The sequence below is a fragment of the Archangium lipolyticum genome (assembly GCF_024623785.1).
Taxonomy (GTDB): Bacteria; Myxococcota; Myxococcia; order Myxococcales; family Myxococcaceae; genus Archangium; species Archangium lipolyticum.
The window spans coordinates 367,858-386,398 of record NZ_JANKBZ010000007.1 but is presented as its reverse complement, the minus strand read 5'-3'; the positions used below and the strand labels follow the sequence as shown (position 1 = coordinate 386,398).

Here is an 18,541-nt window from a genome sequence, read left to right as displayed (position 1 = left end):
ATGACCCCGAGCAACCTCCTGGGCGCCGCGCTCGCCGCGGTGCTCCTGGCCGCTCCGGCCGCCTCCGCTCTCGACGCCGCGGAGATGAAGAAGCTGCTGCAGACGCTCGACGACCGGCAGCGCAACGGCGGCGACTACAAGTCGCTCATGTACCTGGAGACCAAGGAGAAGGACAAAGCCGACGTCGTGCGCGAGGCGCTCATCTACCGCCGCGACGCCGACGACAAGCTGATGATCCTCTTCACCAAGCCCAAGGGCGAGTCCGGCAAGGGCTACCTGCGCATGGAGAAGAACCTCTGGAGCTACGACCCGAACACCGGCAAGTGGGACCGGCGCACCGAGCGCGAGCGCATCGCCGGCACCGACAGCCGCCGCGCCGACTTCGACGAGTCCCGTCTGGCCGAGGAGTACGACGCCACCTTCGAGGGCGAGGAGAAGCTCGGCAAGTTCACCACCCACAAGCTCTCCCTCAAGGCCCGGGAGGGCGTCGACGTGGCCTACCCCGTGGTGAAGCTCTGGGTGGACAAGGAGACGTCCAACATCCTCAAGCGCCAGGAGTTCGCCCTCTCCGGCCGGCTCATGCGCACCGCCTACTACCCCAAGTGGCAGAAGCTCTTCAGCGAGTCCAAGAAGGCCGACGTCTGGTACCCCCAGGAGATGCGCTTCTATGACGAGGTGGAGAAGGCCAACTCCACCGTCGTGGTCATCAAGACCGTGGACCTGCGCCCGCTCGAGGAGAACATCTTCACCAAGGCCTGGCTCGAGAGCAAAAGCCGATGAGCACCCGCACCACCCTGGCCCTCGCCGCGGCGCTCGCCACGCTGCCCGCGCTCGCCCAGGAGCGCCCCAGCGAGGGCGACCTCTTCGGCGGTGACTCCCCGGCCGAGGAGCCCCGCCCCGACGAGAGCGCCCTCTTCGGGGACTCCCCCGCGTCCGCTCCGGCCGCCACGCAGCAGCCCGAGGCCGCCCAGACGCCCACCGGCGACGCCGAGCAGGACCGTGATGCGCAGGCGCTCAACGGTCCCGCCGCCACCAACGCCTTCGAAACCGAGGAGGCCGTCGAGGATCCGCTGAAGATCGGCGGCCGCTTCTACCTGCGCGCCTTCACCCAGGGGAACGAGGGGGTGTCCTTCGGCAACACCTCTTTCTCCGCCCCCATGCTGGTGGACGGCTACCTCGATGCCCGCCCCACCGACCGCCTCCGCGGCTTCGTGCTCGGACGGCTCACCTTCGACCCGGCCCGCAGGGAGGGCTCGGGCAGCCTCATCCCCACCGGCACCTCCACGTCCAACATCACCGCCGCCCCCCAGATGCTGCTGGACCAGGCCTGGCTGCGCTTCGACGTGGGCCGCAAGCTCTTCATCACCGCCGGCAAGCAACACGTGAAGTGGGGCACCTCCCGCTTCTGGAACCCCACCGACTTCCTCTCCCCCCAGCGCAGGGATCCGCTCGCCCTCCTCGACACGCGCACCGGCGCCACCATGCTCAAGGTGCACGTGCCCTGGGAGGACAAGGGCTGGAACTTCTACGCCATCGGCCTGCTCGACAACGCCGGCCCCGCCAACACCCTCGGCCGCATCGGTGGCGCCGCTCGCGCCGAGGTCGTGCTCGGCCAGACGGAGCTGGGGCTCGATGCCGTGCTCCAGCGCGGCCGCAAGCCCCGCGTCGGCTTCGACTTCTCCTCCGCCCTCGGCCCCATCGACATCTATGGTGAGCTGGCCCTCAAGAAGGGCTCCGACACCCCCATGTACCGCGTCCCCGAGGGCGTCTCCCTCGGCGACCTGCTCGCCCAGGTCCAGAGCGGCGGCGTTCCTCCCGACCTCGCCTCGCTCCCCATCGAGGCGTACTACCCCGATGGCTACACCCCTCAGGTGAGCGGCGGCGCCACCTGGACGTTCGCCTACTCGGAGAACGACACCGCCACCGTCGGCGTCGAGTACTTCTACAACTCGACCGGCTACCCCACCTCTCTCGCCTACCCGTACCTCATCTTCCAGGGCCAGTTTCAGCCCTTCTACCTCGGCCAGCACTACGCCTCCGTCTACGCGCTCCTCGCCGGGCCCGGCTCCTGGGACGACACCAACTTCATCCTGTCCAACCTGGGCAACCTCTCGGACCGCTCCTTCACCACCCGGCTCGACGTCACCCACCGCGCCCTGCGCTACCTCAGCGTCGAGGCCTTCGTCGCCGTCAACTACGGCCAGAAGGGCGGCGAGTTCCGCTTCGCGCTCGATCTGCCCGCCACCCGCCTGGGTCAGCAGGTCATGCCCCCCATCGTCGTCGCTCCTCCCACGGTCCAGGCCGGTGTGGGGTTGCGCATCGATATTTGAGACAGGCGGGCGGGTAGACCCTCACCCCCACCCTCTCCCAGGGGGAGAGGGAGCGGGCAGTGCCAGGACGTTCCCCGGTGAACAGCTTCGTGGGGATGAATGCCTGGCTCGCACTGCCCCTGACCTTGTTGCTCGGACAGACGCCCACGACGGATACGGGCTCCCCTGACACCCAGGACCCGGCCCTGGTGCGCGAACCCTCCGAAGAGGAGGTGCGCGCCGCCCAGGAGCTGGAGCTGCAAGAGCTCCGCTCCGAGGTGGCCACCCTGCGGGCCCAGTTGCTGGCCCAGCAGGAGGAGGCGCAGAACCGCCTCCAGTCCCTGGAGCAACAACAGGAGCTCCAGCAGGCTCGCGCCACTGAACTGGAACAGCTCCGGCAGGAGCGCGTGGCGGGTTTGGCGCGTGCCTACGCGTGGCTCATCTCCGCGGACCAGCAGCTCGAGAGCGGCGAGCAATCCATCGGTCCGGCCCTCATCTACGCGCGGCAGGAGCTCTCCACCGCCCTGTCCAACGCCGACGAGAGCGGCCGCGGCCAGACCGTGCGCCTCATCCAGAGCGCCCTCGCACGCCTCTCCACCGTCGACGAGGACGTGGCTCAGCGGAACTTCTACGTGGCGCGCCGGCAGCTCCAGGCCGCCGGTGCCGATCTGCACGAGGCCTGGCGGCTCAGCATCAACCGCCAGGGCACCACGCTCGTCAATCAGTGAAGTGCGGCGTGGCCGTGACGGGTGGGCTCGCCGGCTTCGCGATGAGGTAGCCCTGCACGAAGTCCACTCCGTGCGAGCGCACCCACCGCAGCTCCTCCGGCGTCTCGATGCCCTCGGCCACCGTGAGGATGCCCAGCTTCTGCGCCAGCTCCAGCAGCTTCTCCGTGATGGACGCCTTGTAGGCGTCCTGGTGGATGCCCCGGATGAGCTCCATGTCCAGCTTCATGATGTCCGGACGCAGCTGGTGGATGAGGTTCAGCGACGAGTACCCCGCCCCCAGGTCGTCCAACGCCACCCGGAAGCCCGCCTGCCGGTAGTAGGCGATCAGCGACTTGAGGTGGTTGGCGTCCGGCGTGTGGTCCGACTCGATGATCTCGAAGACCACGTTGGCCGGCGGAATCCCCAGCTCGGAGATGGCCGCCACCGTGGAGCGCAGGCAGTACGCCGGATCGTAGATGGCCGTGGGCGTGAAGTTGATGAAGAGCGGCGCCTGGATGCCCAGCCGCGAGGCCTCGCGCACCGCCGACAGCCGCGCCGCCAGGTCCAGTTGGAAGAGCATGTCCGCGTCGCGCGCCAGCGACAGCATCTTCGCCGGCGACACCAACGAGCCGTCCCGCTCCAGGCCACGCAGCAGCGCCTCGTAGGCGTACACCTGGCGCGTGTCCTTCGCGTGGACGATGGGCTGGTAGAAGCTCGTCACCCGCTTCTCGGCCAGCAGGTCCACCAACCAGCCCGCCCGTGTCAGCGTGAAGAACTGCGGCAGTGAGACCACCCGGGGGTAGTCCCCGAGCCCCGGCTCGCCTCCGCCCTCGACGAAGAGCGCACGCGTGGACTTGGACTCCTCTCCCGTCAGCGCGCCCATGACATCGGCCACGAAGCCACTCAGGTGCGCCCCCTCCAGCCGCACCGCCACGCACCGGGCCTCCGGCAGCGCCTGGTGCTCCCGCCCGGAGTCCCCCAGCATCCGCACCAGCTTTCCATAGCTGTGGCCCAGGGGGAGCCAGAGGAAGAGCCGTCCCGGCCCCTCCAGCTCCAGCTTCTCCGGAAGGGTCTGGCAACGCTCACAATGCTTCGACACGGTCTGGCTCATGCTCCTCACTCATGGCTCACGGAAGACGAGCAACCCGCGCGACGTGTCGGTGGCGTAGATGAATCCATCACCAGGCACCTTCACCCCACTGAGGCCATCGAGGAACGCGCGTCCACGGCCCGGGTCCGTCTCCCTCCACGTATTGTAGTACGCCACGGGCCGAAGATTCCTCGGGTCCGACACGTCCAACACCCTCAGTCCGTCCAGGTTGTGCGCCACGTACAACCTGGACCCTACCAACGTCAGTCCACTCACCGTGGATTCCGGCCTCAGCTCGTACCGGCCCAGCTCCGTGATGTTCTTGGGGTCCGTCACGTCCAGCGCCCGCACCCGAGAACCCCAGCCTTCACTGGATTCGAAGGCGATGGTTTGACCTCCAATCGAACCCACCGCCACCGGGCGACTCGCGGCGTTCTCGTACCGGAAGCGGCCGAGCGATGACGGTTTGGTGTCATCCGTCACGTCCGCCACCGCCAGCCCGTAGCGCCAGTGGCCGATGTAGAGCCGGTTGCCGAAGGCCATGCCGCCGAAGGGCAGCTCCGACGCGTTGGGGTTGCTGTCCTCCACGATGTAGCGCGACTTCAGCGCGGGCGAGTCGGCCGTCGAGATGTCGTAGATGAGCACTTCGGCCCGCGGCGACGGAGACATCGCGTAGAGCCGATTCCCCTCCCCGAACAGGCCCCACACCTCCACGGCGGAGCTCGGGAGCGACTTGAGCCACTTGGGGGCCTGCGGCCGGCTCACGTCATAGACGAGGATGCCCTGGGCGCTGCTGGACACGTAGAGCGTCTGGTCCTTCACCCAGGCCTGGTGCCAGATGTCGTTGGCGGGGGTGAGCTCCGCGATCTTCTCGGGCGCGGCCTCGCCGTTCAGCTTGTAGACGAAGAGCCCGTCCGACTGAGCCACCACGTAGGCGTACCCGCCCGACACGAAGACATCCACCGGCGAGCCGCGCGGCAGGGCGACCTCCGACACGAGCTCCAGCCCGGAGGCCTCCGCCTCCCCGGCCAGCCGCGACAGGCGCACCGCCTCGAAGGTGCCCTTCACGTCCGCCGTGCCACTCACGCACCGGCGGAACTCGCCCTTCACCTGCTCCGGCGTGGGGGACTGGCACCCCGCGAGCGCGAAGCGCAGGGGCTGGTAGCCCGAGGGCTGATAGTCGCTGCCCAGGAAGAACGTGTCTCCGCCGAACTGCCGCTCCGTGAGGGGGACGCCGAAGAGCAATCCCTGCTCGCGCAGGCTCATCGCCCCCGGCGTGGTGGAGCCCGACAGCGACACGTTCACGTGCCAGATGCCATCCGTCTTCACGGAGGCGAACCCCGACCGGTCACAAGCGGACAGATCGAAAGCCTCGAGGTGGCACTCCTTCTTCTCGGGCTCCTCCGTGTTCTCACAGCCGGTGGTGGCGAGGAACAGGGCCCCTGTCGTGGCAACCAGAAAACGATTCATGCGCCATGCATACCGGGCACCAGAGCGGGACGAAAGCATTGGTTCACCCAACACCCGGAGGGGCGGGGACGTGCACCGCTGAGCAATCGAGCGGCAGCGCTCGGCCGCCCACTCGTCTATATGAGGGAGCCTGCCTAGGTTCGGTCAATTCCCCGTCTCCCTCCCGGGAGGTCGTCCCTGTGAATCGACGTATCCTCGTCGTCGCCCTCCTCGCCTTCTGGCTGCCCGATGCGGCCCTGGCCCAGGTCTACGTCGTACCGCGCCGTGCCTACCGCTCGCCGGTCCGCACCTATGACTTCGAGTGGCGCCATCTGGACATTCTCGTCGGCCCCCAGGCCGAGGGCGTAGCCCCGCCCCCGGCGCATCGGGCCCATACCCAGCCGCCTGGCGCACCGGGTGGCCCCACTCCCACGACCCCCAACCAGACGCAGATGCGCGCGCCCGGTGCCCCCACGGCGGATGCGACGAAGATTCCCTCGTCGGCCCAGGACCCTTCCAGACAGGAGGGAACGGGTGGCGGCGCGATGGAGTCCGTCGAGCCGGGCAGCCCCACTCCCGTGGAAAAGGCCGACGGCGGCACGCCGGATGAGCGCATCGCGCGGGGGAGCGACCTCTACGTCCCCGTCGCCCTGCCGGACGGCGGCGTGCCGGACGCGGGCCCCACCTACGCCACGTCGCTCGGCATGAAGAGCGGCGGCGTCCGCTTCTACTTCTACGAGAGCGAGCGCGCCGTGGCCCAGTACGCCGCGCCCCAGCTCGAGGACGCCTACCGCTACCTCGTCGACCGCTTCAAGTTCGTCCCCACCCAGACGTTCCCCTACATCCTCTACAGCAGCTACCAGGAGTTCCTGCAGACCAACATCACCGCGGTCTCGGAGGGCACGCTGGGTGTCACCAGCACCCAGGGCAAGCTGGAGCTGACCCTGCCCTACCTGGGTGACCACCGGCTCTTCTCGGAGATCAGCTCCCACGAGATGGCCCACCAGTTCACCATCCAGAAGGTCCGGTTCCTCGCGGATCAGGCCAAGGTGGGAGGGGATCCCCTCAACGGGATTCCGCTCTGGTTCATCGAGGGTCTGGCCGAGTTCTACGCCAAGGGCGGCCTGGATCCCGAGGGCGAGATGATGGTGAGGGATCTGCTCATCAACCCGGACCTGACGCGCGGCTATGCCTTCCTCGACTTCTGGTCCCCCGGACCCTACGGCTTCCTGTGGATCTACAAGGTGGGCCAGGCGCGCTGCCAGTTCCTGGAGGAGACGTACGGGGCGGGCTTCATCCAGAAGGTGTTGGACAACTCGCCCAAGCTCGTCTCCGGCACGGGCAACACGCCCAACCTGCAGTTCGATGGGCTGATCGAGCTGCTCACCGGGGATGAGCCGCAGCAGGTCTCCGCCAAGTTCGAGAACTGGCTGAAGCAGCGCGCCTACCGCACCTACCTCAAGGCCGAGCAGTCCACGCCGACGATGGAGCTGCTGCGCGAGCGCAAGGGCATCGTCACCGCGCTCAACAGCTCGCCCGACGGCCGCGTGCTCATCTACCGGAGCATCGTCCCGGAGACGGGCGAGAGCCAGCTCATCCTGGTGGATCCGCGCGCGCCCGAAGAGTACGTGAAGGTGCAGGGCGACGGCGTGCCGGGCTACGAGTCGCTGCACCCCGTCTTCGGGCGCAACTTCGCCCTGAGCACGGACAAGGTGGCCTTCGTCGCCGAGTCCCTCGCGCGCGACACCATCTACATCCAATCCTACACCCACAGCGCCGAGCCCGTGACCATGAGCGGGAGCGGGACGCTGCCCGCGGGCCGTACCCCCTACATGAACAACCCTGGCGGGCTGAAGCGGACGCCGTACCGGGTGAGGTTCGATCTGGGAGACCGCGTGGCCTACAAGCTGGCCAACCACGGGCTGATCGCCGCGTACTCGCCGGCCTTCTCGCCGGATGGCAAGCAGCTGGCCTTCATCGGCCTGAGCGAGGCGGGCACCCGCGACGTGTACGTGCTGTCCCTGGAGGACGGCCCCGACGTGGCGCCCCAGCAGCTCACCCATGACGTGTACGGCGAGCGCAGCCTGGCCTGGGGTCCCGCGGGCATCGTCTACGCCTCGGACGCCACCTCGCACGGCTACTACAACCTCTTCCGGGTGAAGCCGCAGAACGCCGACCAGGTGGAGCGGCTCACCACCGAGGCGCGCGACCACTCGGATCCGACGGTGCTGCCGGACGGCCGCCTCTTCTTCGTGGCCTACGACAAGAGCCGCTCGGACCTGCACGAGTACACCGGCGGCGGCACCGTCGTGCGGCGCACGGACGTGACCACCGGCCTCTTCGAGCCGTGCCCCGCGCCGGATGGCAACCTGTGGCTGCTCTACCACCTGTCCGGTGAGCGCAAGCCGGCCCTGCTGAAGTCCCAGCAGCTGATGACCTTCGCCACGGCCACGCCGGCCCAGACGGAAACCCAGGGGCCCGCGCCCCTGCCCCAGCGCTCGCTGGAGGGCGCCGAGGCCTACAGGCCCTTCGCCCGGGAGAACATCGACCTGGGCCCCATCCTCGGCTTCGCCGGCGCGGGTGGCGGCGGCTTCGTGGGCCAGGCCTTCGCCTCCGCCACGGACCGGCTGCGCAACCACGCCCTGCTGCTCCAGGTGGCCGTGTATGGCTCCATCGACCTGACCGACGGCTACCTGCTCTACCTCAACCAGTCCCAGCGCACGACGTGGGGCGGCGGTCCCTTCCAGTCCCTGCGCTTCCGCGTGGACCAGTCACTGCGCCAGACCGCCGGCAACGACCTGCCCTACTACGCGCTCGTCTCCGGCGAGCGCTTCTTCGGCGCCACCGGCATCGCGCGCTACCCGCTGAGCACCTTCACCTTCCTGGAGGGCAACCTCAGCATCGGCGGCGTGTCGTACTTCCTCGACCGCGGCACCGCCTTCATCCTCAGCCTGCCGGAGGTCAACGGCGTCGGGGACCTCTACACCCCGTGGCGCGACGCCAACCGGGGCGTGCGCTTCCAGACGGAGGCGTCCGTGGCCTTCGGCTACAACACCCTGCGCCACCACTACACGGGCGTGCCCATCGCCGGCACCTCGTTCCTCGGTGAGCTCACCACCGGCGTGCAGCCCTTCAACCAGGAGGTCTTCGGCAACGTCCGCCTGGACGCCGAGCGCTACTTCCCCATCCCCCTGGGCAGCACGCACATCCTGCTGCGCGGCGGCGCGGGCGGCACCTTCGGCGGACGCTTCGCCCGCTCCTACTTCCTGTCCAGCTTCGACACCCTGCGCGGCGTGCAGTTCGGCGACGAGCAGTGGCTGCTCGGCCAGCACTACCTCTACTCCACGCTGGAGCTGCGCGTGCCGCTCGACGCGCTCATCCGCGTCGCCTTCCTCAACACCATCATGGGCGTGGCGGGCTTCGACGTCGGCGGCGTGGGCGGCTCGGCCCGCGAGCTGTGGAACCGCCGCGTGCTCGATGCCGCCGTCGGTATCAACGTCGGCCTCGGTCCCATCCTCTTCCGCCTGCACTTCGCCTACCCGTTCGACATCAACGCCCCCGCCGGGCGGCCGTCGGACAAGTGGGTGACGCAGTTCTCCATCGGCATGGCCGGGCTCGAGGGGTACCTCTTCAAGGACCAGGGCGCGCCTCCCGGCGCCAAGAAGGCCCCCGCGCCTCCCGTCACGCTCGGCGGCATGCGCATGGGCGGGATGTAATACAGTTGACCGGATGGGACGCCCGGCGCACACCGTGCCGGGCGTCTTCATTCGGAGAAGCCAGTGCCTGAACAGTCCCCCAACGAGCTCGCCCGCGAACTGACGAAGCGGCGAGCCACCCTCGGGGAGGTCATCCCCGTCCTGTCCTCCGCCGGGCGACAGGCCACCAGCGATGCCCTCCTGCTCGCGATACCGGGCTTCCAGCGGCTCTACACCGAGCGATGGGATCCCGGTCTTCCGGAGCTCGAAGCGCTGGCAACGATGCCGGTGGGCTCGTTCGGAAACGCCTATGCGCGTTACATGGAGCACTACCGGCTGTCCCCCGACTTCTTCCCCATCCGGGCGAGGCTCGGCGCGGACGCGACTCCCACGCAGTACGCCGTCCACCGGCTCAACAAGTGCCACGACTTCATCCACGTGCTGGGCGCGTATGAGACGTCGGACGAGGATGAGGTCGCCGTCCAGTCGTTCGTGTTCGGCATGGCCCCGGTAGCGCTCGCCGTCTTCCTGTCGGAGGCGGAGGTCCACCCGGACATCCGGCAGGCGCGGTACAAGCACCTGCGCGACATCTACGCGGGACGCATCCAGACAGAGGACTTCGAGCGGGGGGCCGCCGCCATGTCCCTGCTGGGCGAGCGCTTCGAGACCCTGTTGGAGATGCCGTTGGGACTCCTGAGGCAGCGGCTCGGCATCACCCCGCGAGCACCCGGGCTCGTGGGACGCGCCGGTGAGAATTCATGCGGCGGCTTCACGACCCTTCCGTTCTTCACGCCAGCCCTGGCGACTTGAGATAGAGACACGGCCCATGAGCGCTCGGAATGCGATCGTCGTCGGCGGGACCGGCGACATAGGAAGCGCGGTCACCGCCAGACTTCGGGCGGAGGGCCTGCGCGTGGTGTGCGCCTCGAATGACGTGAAGCAGGAGACCCCGGACGAGATGCGGGTCGACGTCACGGACGAGGCCTCCGTGGCATCGCTGTTCGACAGGGCGGAGAAGGAGCTGGGCTCCATCGCCCTCCTGGTCAACTGCTCCGGCTTCGGAGCCTTCACGCCGCTCGAGGAGATGTCGGTTCACGACTGGCGCAAGACGATCGACGTGAACCTGACGGGGACGTTCCTCTGCGCGCGTGAAGCGTTCAGGCGGATGAAGGCACGGGGAGGCGGGAGGCTCATCCACATCGGCTCCGTGAGCGATCACCTCGCCCTGCCCATGAATGGGGCGTATGCCGCGTCCAAGCACGGGGTTCGAGGCCTGACGGGAGTCCTGAACGAGGAGGGCAAGCCCTACTCCATCCGGGCCACGCTCATCTCCCTGGGCGCCGTCTACACCTCCTTCTGGAGGACGCGCCCGGATTTCAGCCCGGCCGACATGCTGTCCGTGGAGGAAGTGGCCCAGACCATCTGGGAGATCGCCCGGAAGCCCTTGAACGTCCGGGTCGATGAGATCCGGCTCCTTCCCCCCAAGGGAGTCCTGTGATGGAGCGGCAACCCAGCCCGACCTTCGCACTCGTCACCGGAGCCAGCCGGGGTATTGGCGCGGCGATCGCGGAGGTCCTCGCGGAGAATGGCTTCCGGCTGGCGCTCTGGGGGCGTGATGAAGAGGCCCTGTCCAGGCTCGAGAAGAAGCTGACCTCCTCCGGGGCCCAGGCGCGGTCGTTCATCTGTGATGTCGCGGACGAGGCCGCGGTGAACGCGGCGCTCGCCAGGCTCGAGACGAGCATGGGGGTTCCCGGCGTCATCGTGAACAACGCCGGCTATGGCGGACCCTTCCACCGCGTGGACCAGGTCTCCACGGAGGAGTGGAACACCCTGTTCGGCGTGAACGTGGATGGCGTCCGCCACTTCTGCCAATGGGCGCTCCCCCGGATGAAGGCGGGCGGATACGGGAGGATCGTGAACATCTCCTCCATCCAGGGCCTGTTCGGCGGAGCGCTCTCCTCCACCTATGTGGCCACCAAGCACGCGCTCGTCGGCTACACCAAGGCCATCGCCGCCGAGTGGGGGCCCTACGGCATCACCTGCAATGCCGTCTGCCCCGGCTACACCGACACCGAGATGCTGGCGAAGGCGGACCCGGGACTGAGGAAGGAATTGCTGCGAAGGATTCCCGCCGGCAGGTTCGCGACCCCCGAGGAGGTGGCCAGGATGGTGGCCTTCCTCGCCGGGCCCTTCGCGGGCTACATCAACGGCAGCGCGCTGGTGATCGACGGCGGATTGTCGTCGCATCTGGCCAACGACCTGCCCTCGTTCTAGGACTGGGCGGCCACCAGCGCGGCGTTGGCCCGTGCCAGGGGGCCGCCCTCATGCGGGATGCGCTCGAAGTCGCCTCGCAGCGCCTTGAGGGCGAACTTCTCCAGGTCGATCTCCCGCCGCGTCCGCGCCCCCAGCACCCGCACCAGCTCCGCCAGCGGGCCGAAGCCGAAGATGCCGTGCTGCAGAAGCAGCCCCGCCGCCACCCCGCTCAGCACCCGCCACCCGCGGCCATCCTTCGCTCCCGCCACCAGCCCGAGCACCGTCACCGCCGACGCCGCCACCGTCACCACGCGGTTCAGGTCCCACTGGTGCTCCAGCTGCTTCAGGTACTCGCTGATGGCCGAGCGCTCCTGCTCCGCCATGTGCCGGACACACTTCTCCACCCGCTCGTCGATCCGCCGGTTCACCCCGTCCGGCGTGTGCGTGCGCACCGAATCCGCCGACATCCGATTCCAGGACTCCATCTCGCCTCCCTCCACGCTGGTAGGCCATCTGCCGGAAGGTAGGATGCGCGCCCCGCTCATGACAGGCAGGCGGGCCCGGCCGTCTGCCCACGGCCCCCACCTCGCTCCCCTGCGCGGCTCGCGAGCGGATGCCTAACTTGGGTGGAGTGAATCGTTTCCTCCGTCCGCTGCTCGCCTGCCTGCTCCTCGGCACGGCCTGCATCCACCGCGACCACCCTCAGGCGCTCCGCGTCCATGAGGATCTGCCCGCTTCGGGGCCGGACCTGTCGCTGGCCCTCTACCAATCGGTAGGGGTGGGGCTGCGGCCGGGCCATGTGGTGGAGTTGGTACAGGACGAGCGCATCCCGGAGGCTCTCGAGGCGGAGATCCGCCAGGCGCGGGAGTCGCTCCACCTGCTCGTCTCGAGCTGGCAGCCGGGCGAGGCCTCGGAGCGTCTCCTGCGAGCGCTCGCCGAACGCCCACCGGGCGTGGTGTGCCGCGTGCTGGTGGATGACTTCGAGAGCCCGGACTTCGTGGACGAGGTGCAGTCACGGCTCGTCCAGGCCGGATGCGAGGTGCGCACCTTCCGGCCCCTCATCGGGGAGACGGTGGTGTTCGATGACGAGCGGCTGAAGGCGCGCAACCACCGCCAGCTCGTCATCCGCGATGGACGCAGCGGCCTCACCGGCGGCTCCGGCGTGGGGCCGTCCTGGTGGCGGGGCGGAAAGGAGCGCACGGAGGCGTGGCGGGACACCTACGTCCACGTGCGGGGCCCGGCCGTGCGCCAGTTGCAGCAGGCCTTCGCCAGGGACTGGCTGGAGGCGGGCGGCGGGCTGCTCCCGGAGTCGGCCTTTCCCAGACTCGAGCCCCAGGGCGAGGCCCGCGCCGGCTTCGTCGCGAGCTCCGGCTCCCCCACGCTCAGCCACTCCGAGCGCATGGTGCAGGTGCTGGCTGCCTCCGCCCGGCGGCGCCTGTGGCTCACCAACGCCTGCTTCATCCCCACCGCCGCCACCGTGGACACGCTCATCCGCAAGGCCCAGGAAGGTGTGGACGTGCGCATCCTGGTGCCCGGCCTGTTCCACGGAGCCTCCCGAGGCGTGCTCGCCGCGCAGCGCGCCACCTATGAGCGCCTGCTGGCCAACGGCGTCCGGCTCTGGGAGTACCAACCGGCTTCCCTGCACGCCAGCACCCTGCTCGTGGACGAACGGCTGACGGCCGTGGGCTCCACCCACCTGGAGCCCCAGTCGAACGCCATGCTCGAGGAGGGGGCCCTCGTCGTCGAGGATCCCCAGCTCGCCCGCGCGCTCGCCGATAGCTTCGAGCGCGACCTGCGGCACGCGGTGGAAATCCGCTGGGACGGATGGCGGCGGCGTGGAGTGTTCGATCGCTTCAGCTACAAGCTCCCGCCCTCCGTCACCGGCTGCCGCTGAGCGGCGACGGCTCAATACGAGCCGCTCTCCTCGCCCACGGCCTCTGTCGTGAAGCGGCCACAGCCGCCCTCCTCGCCCACGGCCTGGGTGGTGACGGAGCCAGTCTCCTCACCCTCCGCCAACGTGGTGACCCTCTCGCGGCCACCCCGCACCTGCTCCAGGGCCTTCGTGGGCAGCTCGTAGTCGATGAAGGTCTTCTTCTTGTCGGTCTTGCGCATCGCTCTCTCCATGGGCGCGGACGTCCTCGAAGGAGGACGTCGTGTCTGATGGAGGTGGAGAGCGCGGGCGCGCCGTGTGATGCCGGACACGGCGGGCGTGGTGGCTCAGCCCTTCCGCTCGGAGAGCGAGCGGAGGATCTCCCGCGCACACGCATTGCCGCCCCGGACGGCGCCTTCCTGGCTGCCGAAGAAGGGCTGCTGCGTCCAGTCTCCCGCGAGGAAGAGGTTGGGCACGGGGGTGGCCTGGGCCGGACGCTGGGACATAGCCCCCGGCAGCGGGCGCACCAGGTGCTTGCGGTGCTTGAGCACCACGGACTTCAACACCTTCGCCTCGCGAATCGCGGGCTGCACCTTGCCGAGCGACTCGCACACGCGCCGCACCAGCGCCTCGTCCGGGTCCTCGAGCAGATCATCCGCGGGCGAGACGATGACCGACAGGCGGCTGCCCTCGCCATAGGGGTAGGCGTTGCGCGACTGGTCCTGGTAGACGCACGCATGGCTGTGCGCCACGAGGGTGAAGGCCTCGGTGCCGCCCACGACGTCGCGGTCGAACCAGAGCTGCACGGAGATGGCGGGGGCCACCGGCAGCGCGGCGAGCCGCTCGAAGAAGGGCTCCCGCCGCAGCGGCGCCGGCACCAGCGGCACCAGCGCCCAGACGGGAATCGCCGCCACGTACACGTCCGCCTGGAGCCGCTCTCCGTTCTCGAGGACGAAACCGTCCACCGCCCCGCCCTCCTTCCCGGAGGTGTAGAGGATCTCCCGCAGCTTCACGCCGGTGTGGATCGTCGCGCCCCGCTCCTTCAAGTATCTCGCGAGCGGCTGGAAGAAGACCTCTTCGCGCGCGCCGCGATAGCCCCCCAGCAGCGCATGGGGCAGGTCGTAGGCGATGTGGTGGATCCACCCGAGGAAGTTGTAGGCGGAGAACTGCTCGGGCTCGCTGAACTGGATGCCGCGGCAGAAGGGACGGATGAAGCGCTCCAGCACGGTGACGTCCCCGCTCACGCGCTCCCACCAGTCGACGATGGTCTCGCCATCGTGCTGGGCGCGCAGATGCTCCATGGAGAGCACGCCCGGCGCGGCGATCGGCACCAGCGACAGCTTGTCCAGAGGCCCGAGGTAATCGTTCTGCCCCGCGATGCTCACCACCGTCTTCACGGGCGAGCGCAGCGGGTTGATGAAGAACGTCGCCTGCGCTCCCTCGGGGTCCTGCAGCCGCACCTCCTGCATCCAGAAGAGCGCGGCGTCCGGCTCACTCCCGACGTCCCGCAGGAGCGCCTTGAGCTCGGAGTACACACCGAGGAAGAGGTGCAGCCCCTGCTCCACCCAGTCTCCGTCCTTGTCGCGAAAGGTGGAGGCACGTCCGCCGAGGTACGGCAGGCCTTCGATGACCGTCACCGTGAAGCCCTGATCCACGAGGGCCTTGGCGCACGTGAGCCCCGCCAACCCTCCACCCGCGATGACGACCCGCTTCGCCATGTCCGGCCTCCCGTGCGTCCCTAGGTCCGCCCCGCCGCCAACCGCTCCCCGGGCACACGGCGGACGGGAGCGCCTCGAGGACGGGTGTGCTCACGGCCCGCCCGGATCAACGCCCAGCCTCCGACCACCAGCAGCGCCCCGAAGACGAGGAAGCCCACGTCCCAGGCGAGCTGGTTCGCACCAGGGTGGACATGGTGGATGCCGAGCCATTGATGGTCGATGAGCCCCTCCACCACGTTGAACGCGCCCCAGCCCAGCGAGAGCGAGCCCACGAAGGTGCGGGTGGACCAGGGCACCTCGGGGCGCTTCCCGGCGCGCCACAGCAGGCCGAGGCCGATGGCCGTGACGAGCCACGTGAAGGCATGGAAGAGCCCGTCCCAGAACATGTTGATCTTCATGGACACGAGGTCCGTGGGGGGCAGGCGGGACGAGAGCATGCTGTGCCACTGGAGCAACTGGTGCAGCAGGATGCCGTCGACGAAGCCGCCCATGCCCGTGCCGAGCAGCACGCCCGCCGAGATGACCGCTCCCTGATGCCGAGGATTGTCCGCCATCACGCCCTCTCCTCACGAACTGATTTCGGATTGCTCGCGGACACGTGCCGCGGACACGTCGCGCGGCGGCAGGCCCACGCGGTACAGCAGGGCGCTGAGTGCGCCGATGAGCAGGAACGGCACGCTCAGCACCACCAGGTTGTTCCAGAAGTCATCGCCCACGACGGAGGCCCTCACCACCTGTGCCGTAGGACAATCCGGGCAGGCGAGCGCGACCGTCGACACCAGCGAGACCGCCAACGCCACGAGAGGCTGAATCCTGCTGTGTCTCATCGAACGGACCTCGGGTGGGTGCTCCGCTCCGAGGGTAAGCATGGAAGAGAGGCGCAACAGGAGACGCAGACGCCAGGCAGCCGGGTAAGGGGCGGAACGCCAGGGACTTCCCGTCAGAGTCGGGAGGGACAATGGAAGCCATGTACGCCCACCTGGTGTCCGCCCTGTTCTTCACCGCGCTTCGATGGAACGTGAGGCTCAGCGCCGCTCGCGCACCACCAACGTCCGGCGCGCGCTGAGCCCCCGGTCATCCGAGACGAGAATCTCGTGCGTGCCCGGCGAGGGCGCCCACCACACCCGCTCGTCCGCCTTCGCCGAGGCCAGGAAGGCCCCGTCCACGAACCACGTCAGCTGCCGATCTCCCTCGGCCTCGGCCTCCAGCGGCACCTCCTGCTGATCCGCCGCCACCCCCGGAATGAGGAGTGACACCTGCCCCTGTCCGGGGGAGATGATCTCCGGCGCCCGCAGCGCGCCTCCGGGCTCGCAGCCGGGGGCGTAGGAGGGAGGCTGGGGCAGCAGCCGGTGCTGATCCACCAACCAGCGCCGGATGCTCGCCGGCCAGGAGAGATACACGCGAGACTCCGTCAGCCGCCCGGCCCGGCACGAGGGGCTCACCGCCAACCCCGTCTTCACGTCCACCTCCACCCGCTGGTGGTAGGGGCAGGACTCGGTGGGCACGTGGCTGCGCCTGGCGAACACCATGCGCCGCTGCGTGCACGCCTCCGTGGGCAGGTGGCCCGAGTAGGCGCACACCTCCATCTGGGTGAGCTCCGAGGGCACCACCGCGTCCGCGTCCTCGAGCCGCCCCCTGGGCCCCAGTGCCTCCAGGATGTCGAAGAGGAGCGGCCCCGAGGCGTCCGCTCCCACCAGGTGCACGCTGGGGGTGTTGTCGAAGTTGCCCAACCACACCACCGCGGTGTGCCGGGGCCCCGAACCCGCCGCCCACGCGTCCCGGTGGCCGAAGCTCGTCCCCGTCTTCCAGTGCACCCGGGACGGCAGTCCCGTCAGCTTGCGGCGCGCCGGGAAGTCCGGCCGGTCCTTCAGCGACAGCGCGCGCCGGGTGAGCCATGCCGCTCCCGGGGAGAAGAGCACCTGGGCACCCGGCTCGGGCTGCCCCTCCTCCAGCAGCTTCAGCGGACGCGCGCGACCGTCGTTGGCGATGGCCAGGTAGACGCCCGCCACCTCCAGCGGCGTGAGCTCGATGCCCCCCACCGCCGCCGAGAGCCCGTAGTGTCCTGGATCCGGTTGCAGGCTCGTCGTCCCCGCCTGCCGCAACACTCCCAGGAAATGCTCCACGCCGATCCGCTGGAGCAGCTTCACGAAGGGCATGTTGAGCGACTGCGAGAGCGCGTCCTCCAGCCGCACCAGCCCCTGGAAGCGCCCGTCGAAGTTGCGCGGAGCATAGGTGCCGTACGCGGCGGGGACGTCCGCCACCAGCTGCTCCGGCCCCGCCAGGCCCTGGTCGATGGCCAGCGCGTAGATGAGCGGCTTGAGCGCCGAGCCCGGCGAGCGCGTCGTGGCGAAGCCGACGAGCTGTCCGCCGTGTTCCCTGTCGAAGAAGTCGAGGTTGCCCACCAGCGCGATCACCTCCGCGCGCTCGCGGTCCACCACCACCGCCGACCCGTTGTGGATGCCCCTGGCGCCCAGCTCCGGAACGGCGTCCCGCATCACCCGCTCCACGAGCCGCTGCGCGCCCGCGTCCAATGTGGTGCGCAGCCGCGCCCGTCCCGGCCGCTGTGCCCGCAGCCACACCGCCGCGTGGGGGGCCTCGCGCGGGAAGGGGGTGAGCAGCTCCGGCACCCGCGTGGCCCGGACCTCGGCCAGCGCGGCCTCCGCCGTCACCCGCGCCCCCGCCGGCCCCAGCGGCAGCGCCCCCGCGTCGAAGAGCCGCTGCGCCACGTCGTCCCGCGCCACCTTCAGCCGCGCCGCGTTCTCCGGCGAGGGGAAGCGCCGGTTGGGGTTCTGCGGCACCGCCAGCAGTGTCGCCATCTCCGCCGGGCTCAGGTGCGTCGCCCGGTGCCCGAAGTACGCCAGCGCCGCCGCCTCCACCCCCTCCACGTTCCTCCCGTAGGGCACGAACTGAAGGTACGCCGAGAGGATCTCCTCCTTGGACAGCCACAGCTCCAACTGCGCCGCCCGGAAGGACTCGATGAGCTTGGAGGTGAACGTGCGAGGCCTCGGCTCCAACACCCGCACGAGCTGCATGGTCAGCGTGGAGGCCCCGGACACCCGCCGTCCCCGCGACACGTTCGTCACCGCCGCGCGGACGATGGCGAGCGGATCCACCCCGCCGTGCCAGTGGAAGCGCTTGTCCTCCAGTGCCAGCAACGCCTGGACATATGCCGGGTCCACCTCGTCCAGCACCGTGGGCACCCGCCACCGCTCGTCCGGCGCCAGGAAGACGTGCGCCGGCATGCCGTCCCGGTACTCCACCACCACCGAATGCGGCGAGGAGAGGCGCGCGGGCAGTGGGATGAGCCATGCCGCGGCGAGGGCGGCGAGAACGAGGGACAGGAGGACGAGGCCTCCGTGGAGGAGCCTCTTCCTGGAGAGACGGAGTGACGGCATGGGAGCTGGAGAACCACCTCCACGGTATCAGCTCCGCCCCTGTCCGGGCCGGGCG

General features: G+C 69.4%; 16 protein-coding genes. 8 read left to right on the top strand and 8 right to left on the bottom strand.

From position 1 onward, the window contains the following. From NR810_RS18460 to NR810_RS18450, 3 genes are read left to right on the top strand one after another with little or no spacing between them, the layout of a single operon-like run. Complete coding sequence (locus NR810_RS18460) at nt 1-780, top strand: outer membrane lipoprotein-sorting protein (RefSeq protein ID WP_257454082.1); 780 nt, start codon at nt 1-3, stop codon at nt 778-780. After that, nucleotides 777-2,330, top strand: coding sequence for a hypothetical protein (locus NR810_RS18455; RefSeq protein ID WP_257454081.1), 1,554 nt, complete (start codon nt 777-779; stop codon nt 2,328-2,330). The genes NR810_RS18460 and NR810_RS18455 overlap by 4 nt, the downstream gene beginning before the upstream one ends. A 59-nt stretch (nt 2,331-2,389) precedes the next feature. Then, nucleotides 2,390-3,037 (top strand): hypothetical protein, encoded by a 648-nt coding sequence (locus NR810_RS18450; protein WP_257454080.1) that lies wholly within the window; start codon nt 2,390-2,392, stop codon nt 3,035-3,037. On the opposite strand, the gene NR810_RS18445 is transcribed toward NR810_RS18450, so the two are convergent. After that, nucleotides 3,027-4,127 carry an EAL domain-containing protein gene (locus NR810_RS18445; protein ID WP_257454078.1) on the bottom strand — a complete coding sequence of 367 codons (1,101 nt, stop codon included), beginning with the start codon at nt 4,125-4,127 and terminating at the stop codon, nt 3,027-3,029. The two genes, NR810_RS18450 and NR810_RS18445, sit on opposite strands and share 11 nt — an antisense overlap. Nucleotides 4,128-4,136: 9 nt before the next feature. Beyond that, nucleotides 4,137-5,576, bottom strand: coding sequence for an LVIVD repeat-containing protein (locus NR810_RS18440; protein ID WP_257454076.1), 1,440 nt, complete (start codon nt 5,574-5,576; stop codon nt 4,137-4,139). A gap of 179 nt (nt 5,577-5,755) precedes the next feature. Between NR810_RS18440 and NR810_RS18435 the strand changes: the two genes are divergently transcribed. The 4 genes from NR810_RS18435 to NR810_RS18420 all read left to right on the top strand — a co-directional run bounded on the left by NR810_RS18435 (nt 5,756) and on the right by NR810_RS18420 (nt 11,524). Beyond that, entirely contained in the window at nt 5,756-9,271 is a 3,516-nt protein-coding gene (locus tag NR810_RS18435) for a tolB protein precursor protein (protein WP_257454075.1), read from the top strand. A gap of 63 nt (nt 9,272-9,334) precedes the next feature. After that, nucleotides 9,335-10,060, top strand: coding sequence for a Coq4 family protein (locus NR810_RS18430; protein WP_257454074.1), 726 nt, complete (start codon nt 9,335-9,337; stop codon nt 10,058-10,060). Nucleotides 10,061-10,076: 16 nt separating this feature from the next. Further along, nucleotides 10,077-10,748, top strand: coding sequence for an SDR family oxidoreductase (locus NR810_RS18425; protein ID WP_257454072.1), 672 nt, complete (start codon nt 10,077-10,079; stop codon nt 10,746-10,748). After that, nucleotides 10,748-11,524 (top strand): SDR family NAD(P)-dependent oxidoreductase, encoded by a 777-nt coding sequence (locus tag NR810_RS18420; RefSeq protein WP_257454071.1) that lies wholly within the window; start codon nt 10,748-10,750, stop codon nt 11,522-11,524. Before NR810_RS18425 ends, NR810_RS18420 begins: the two co-directional genes overlap by 1 nt. Here NR810_RS18420 and NR810_RS18415 read toward each other — a convergent pair. Then, complete coding sequence (locus NR810_RS18415; RefSeq protein WP_257454070.1) at nt 11,521-11,988, bottom strand: DUF2892 domain-containing protein; 468 nt, start codon at nt 11,986-11,988, stop codon at nt 11,521-11,523. The genes NR810_RS18420 and NR810_RS18415 overlap by 4 nt on opposite strands. 146 nt (nt 11,989-12,134) lie before the next feature. On the opposite strand from NR810_RS18415, the gene NR810_RS18410 reads away from it, so the two are divergent. Next, on the top strand, nt 12,135-13,397 hold the full coding sequence (locus NR810_RS18410) for a phospholipase D-like domain-containing protein (RefSeq protein WP_257454068.1): 1,263 nt from the start codon (nt 12,135-12,137) through the stop codon (nt 13,395-13,397). A gap of 11 nt (nt 13,398-13,408) precedes the next feature. Here NR810_RS18410 and NR810_RS18405 read toward each other — a convergent pair whose 3' ends face one another. From NR810_RS18405 to pbpC, 5 genes are all read right to left on the bottom strand, one after another. Beyond that, on the bottom strand, nt 13,409-13,615 hold the full coding sequence (locus NR810_RS18405; RefSeq protein ID WP_257454066.1) for a hypothetical protein: 207 nt from the start codon (nt 13,613-13,615) through the stop codon (nt 13,409-13,411). 105 nt (nt 13,616-13,720) lie between these two features. After that, nucleotides 13,721-15,091 (bottom strand): hydroxysqualene dehydroxylase, encoded by a 1,371-nt coding sequence (locus NR810_RS18400; protein WP_257454065.1) that lies wholly within the window; start codon nt 15,089-15,091, stop codon nt 13,721-13,723. Nucleotides 15,092-15,111: 20 nt separating this feature from the next. Continuing rightward, nucleotides 15,112-15,645: a DUF2243 domain-containing protein gene (locus NR810_RS18395; RefSeq protein ID WP_257454064.1), complete on the bottom strand. Its 534-nt coding sequence runs from the start codon at nt 15,643-15,645 to the stop codon at nt 15,112-15,114. Nucleotides 15,646-15,657: 12 nt separating this feature from the next. After that, the gene (locus NR810_RS18390; RefSeq protein ID WP_257454063.1) at nt 15,658-15,891 is read right to left on the bottom strand and encodes a hypothetical protein; all 234 of its coding nucleotides are present in this window, start codon (nt 15,889-15,891) and stop codon (nt 15,658-15,660) included. A gap of 225 nt (nt 15,892-16,116) precedes the next feature. Continuing rightward, the gene (gene pbpC, locus NR810_RS18385; protein WP_257454062.1) at nt 16,117-18,486 is read right to left on the bottom strand and encodes a penicillin-binding protein 1C; all 2,370 of its coding nucleotides are present in this window, start codon (nt 18,484-18,486) and stop codon (nt 16,117-16,119) included. Between the last annotated feature and the right edge of the window lie 55 nt (nt 18,487-18,541).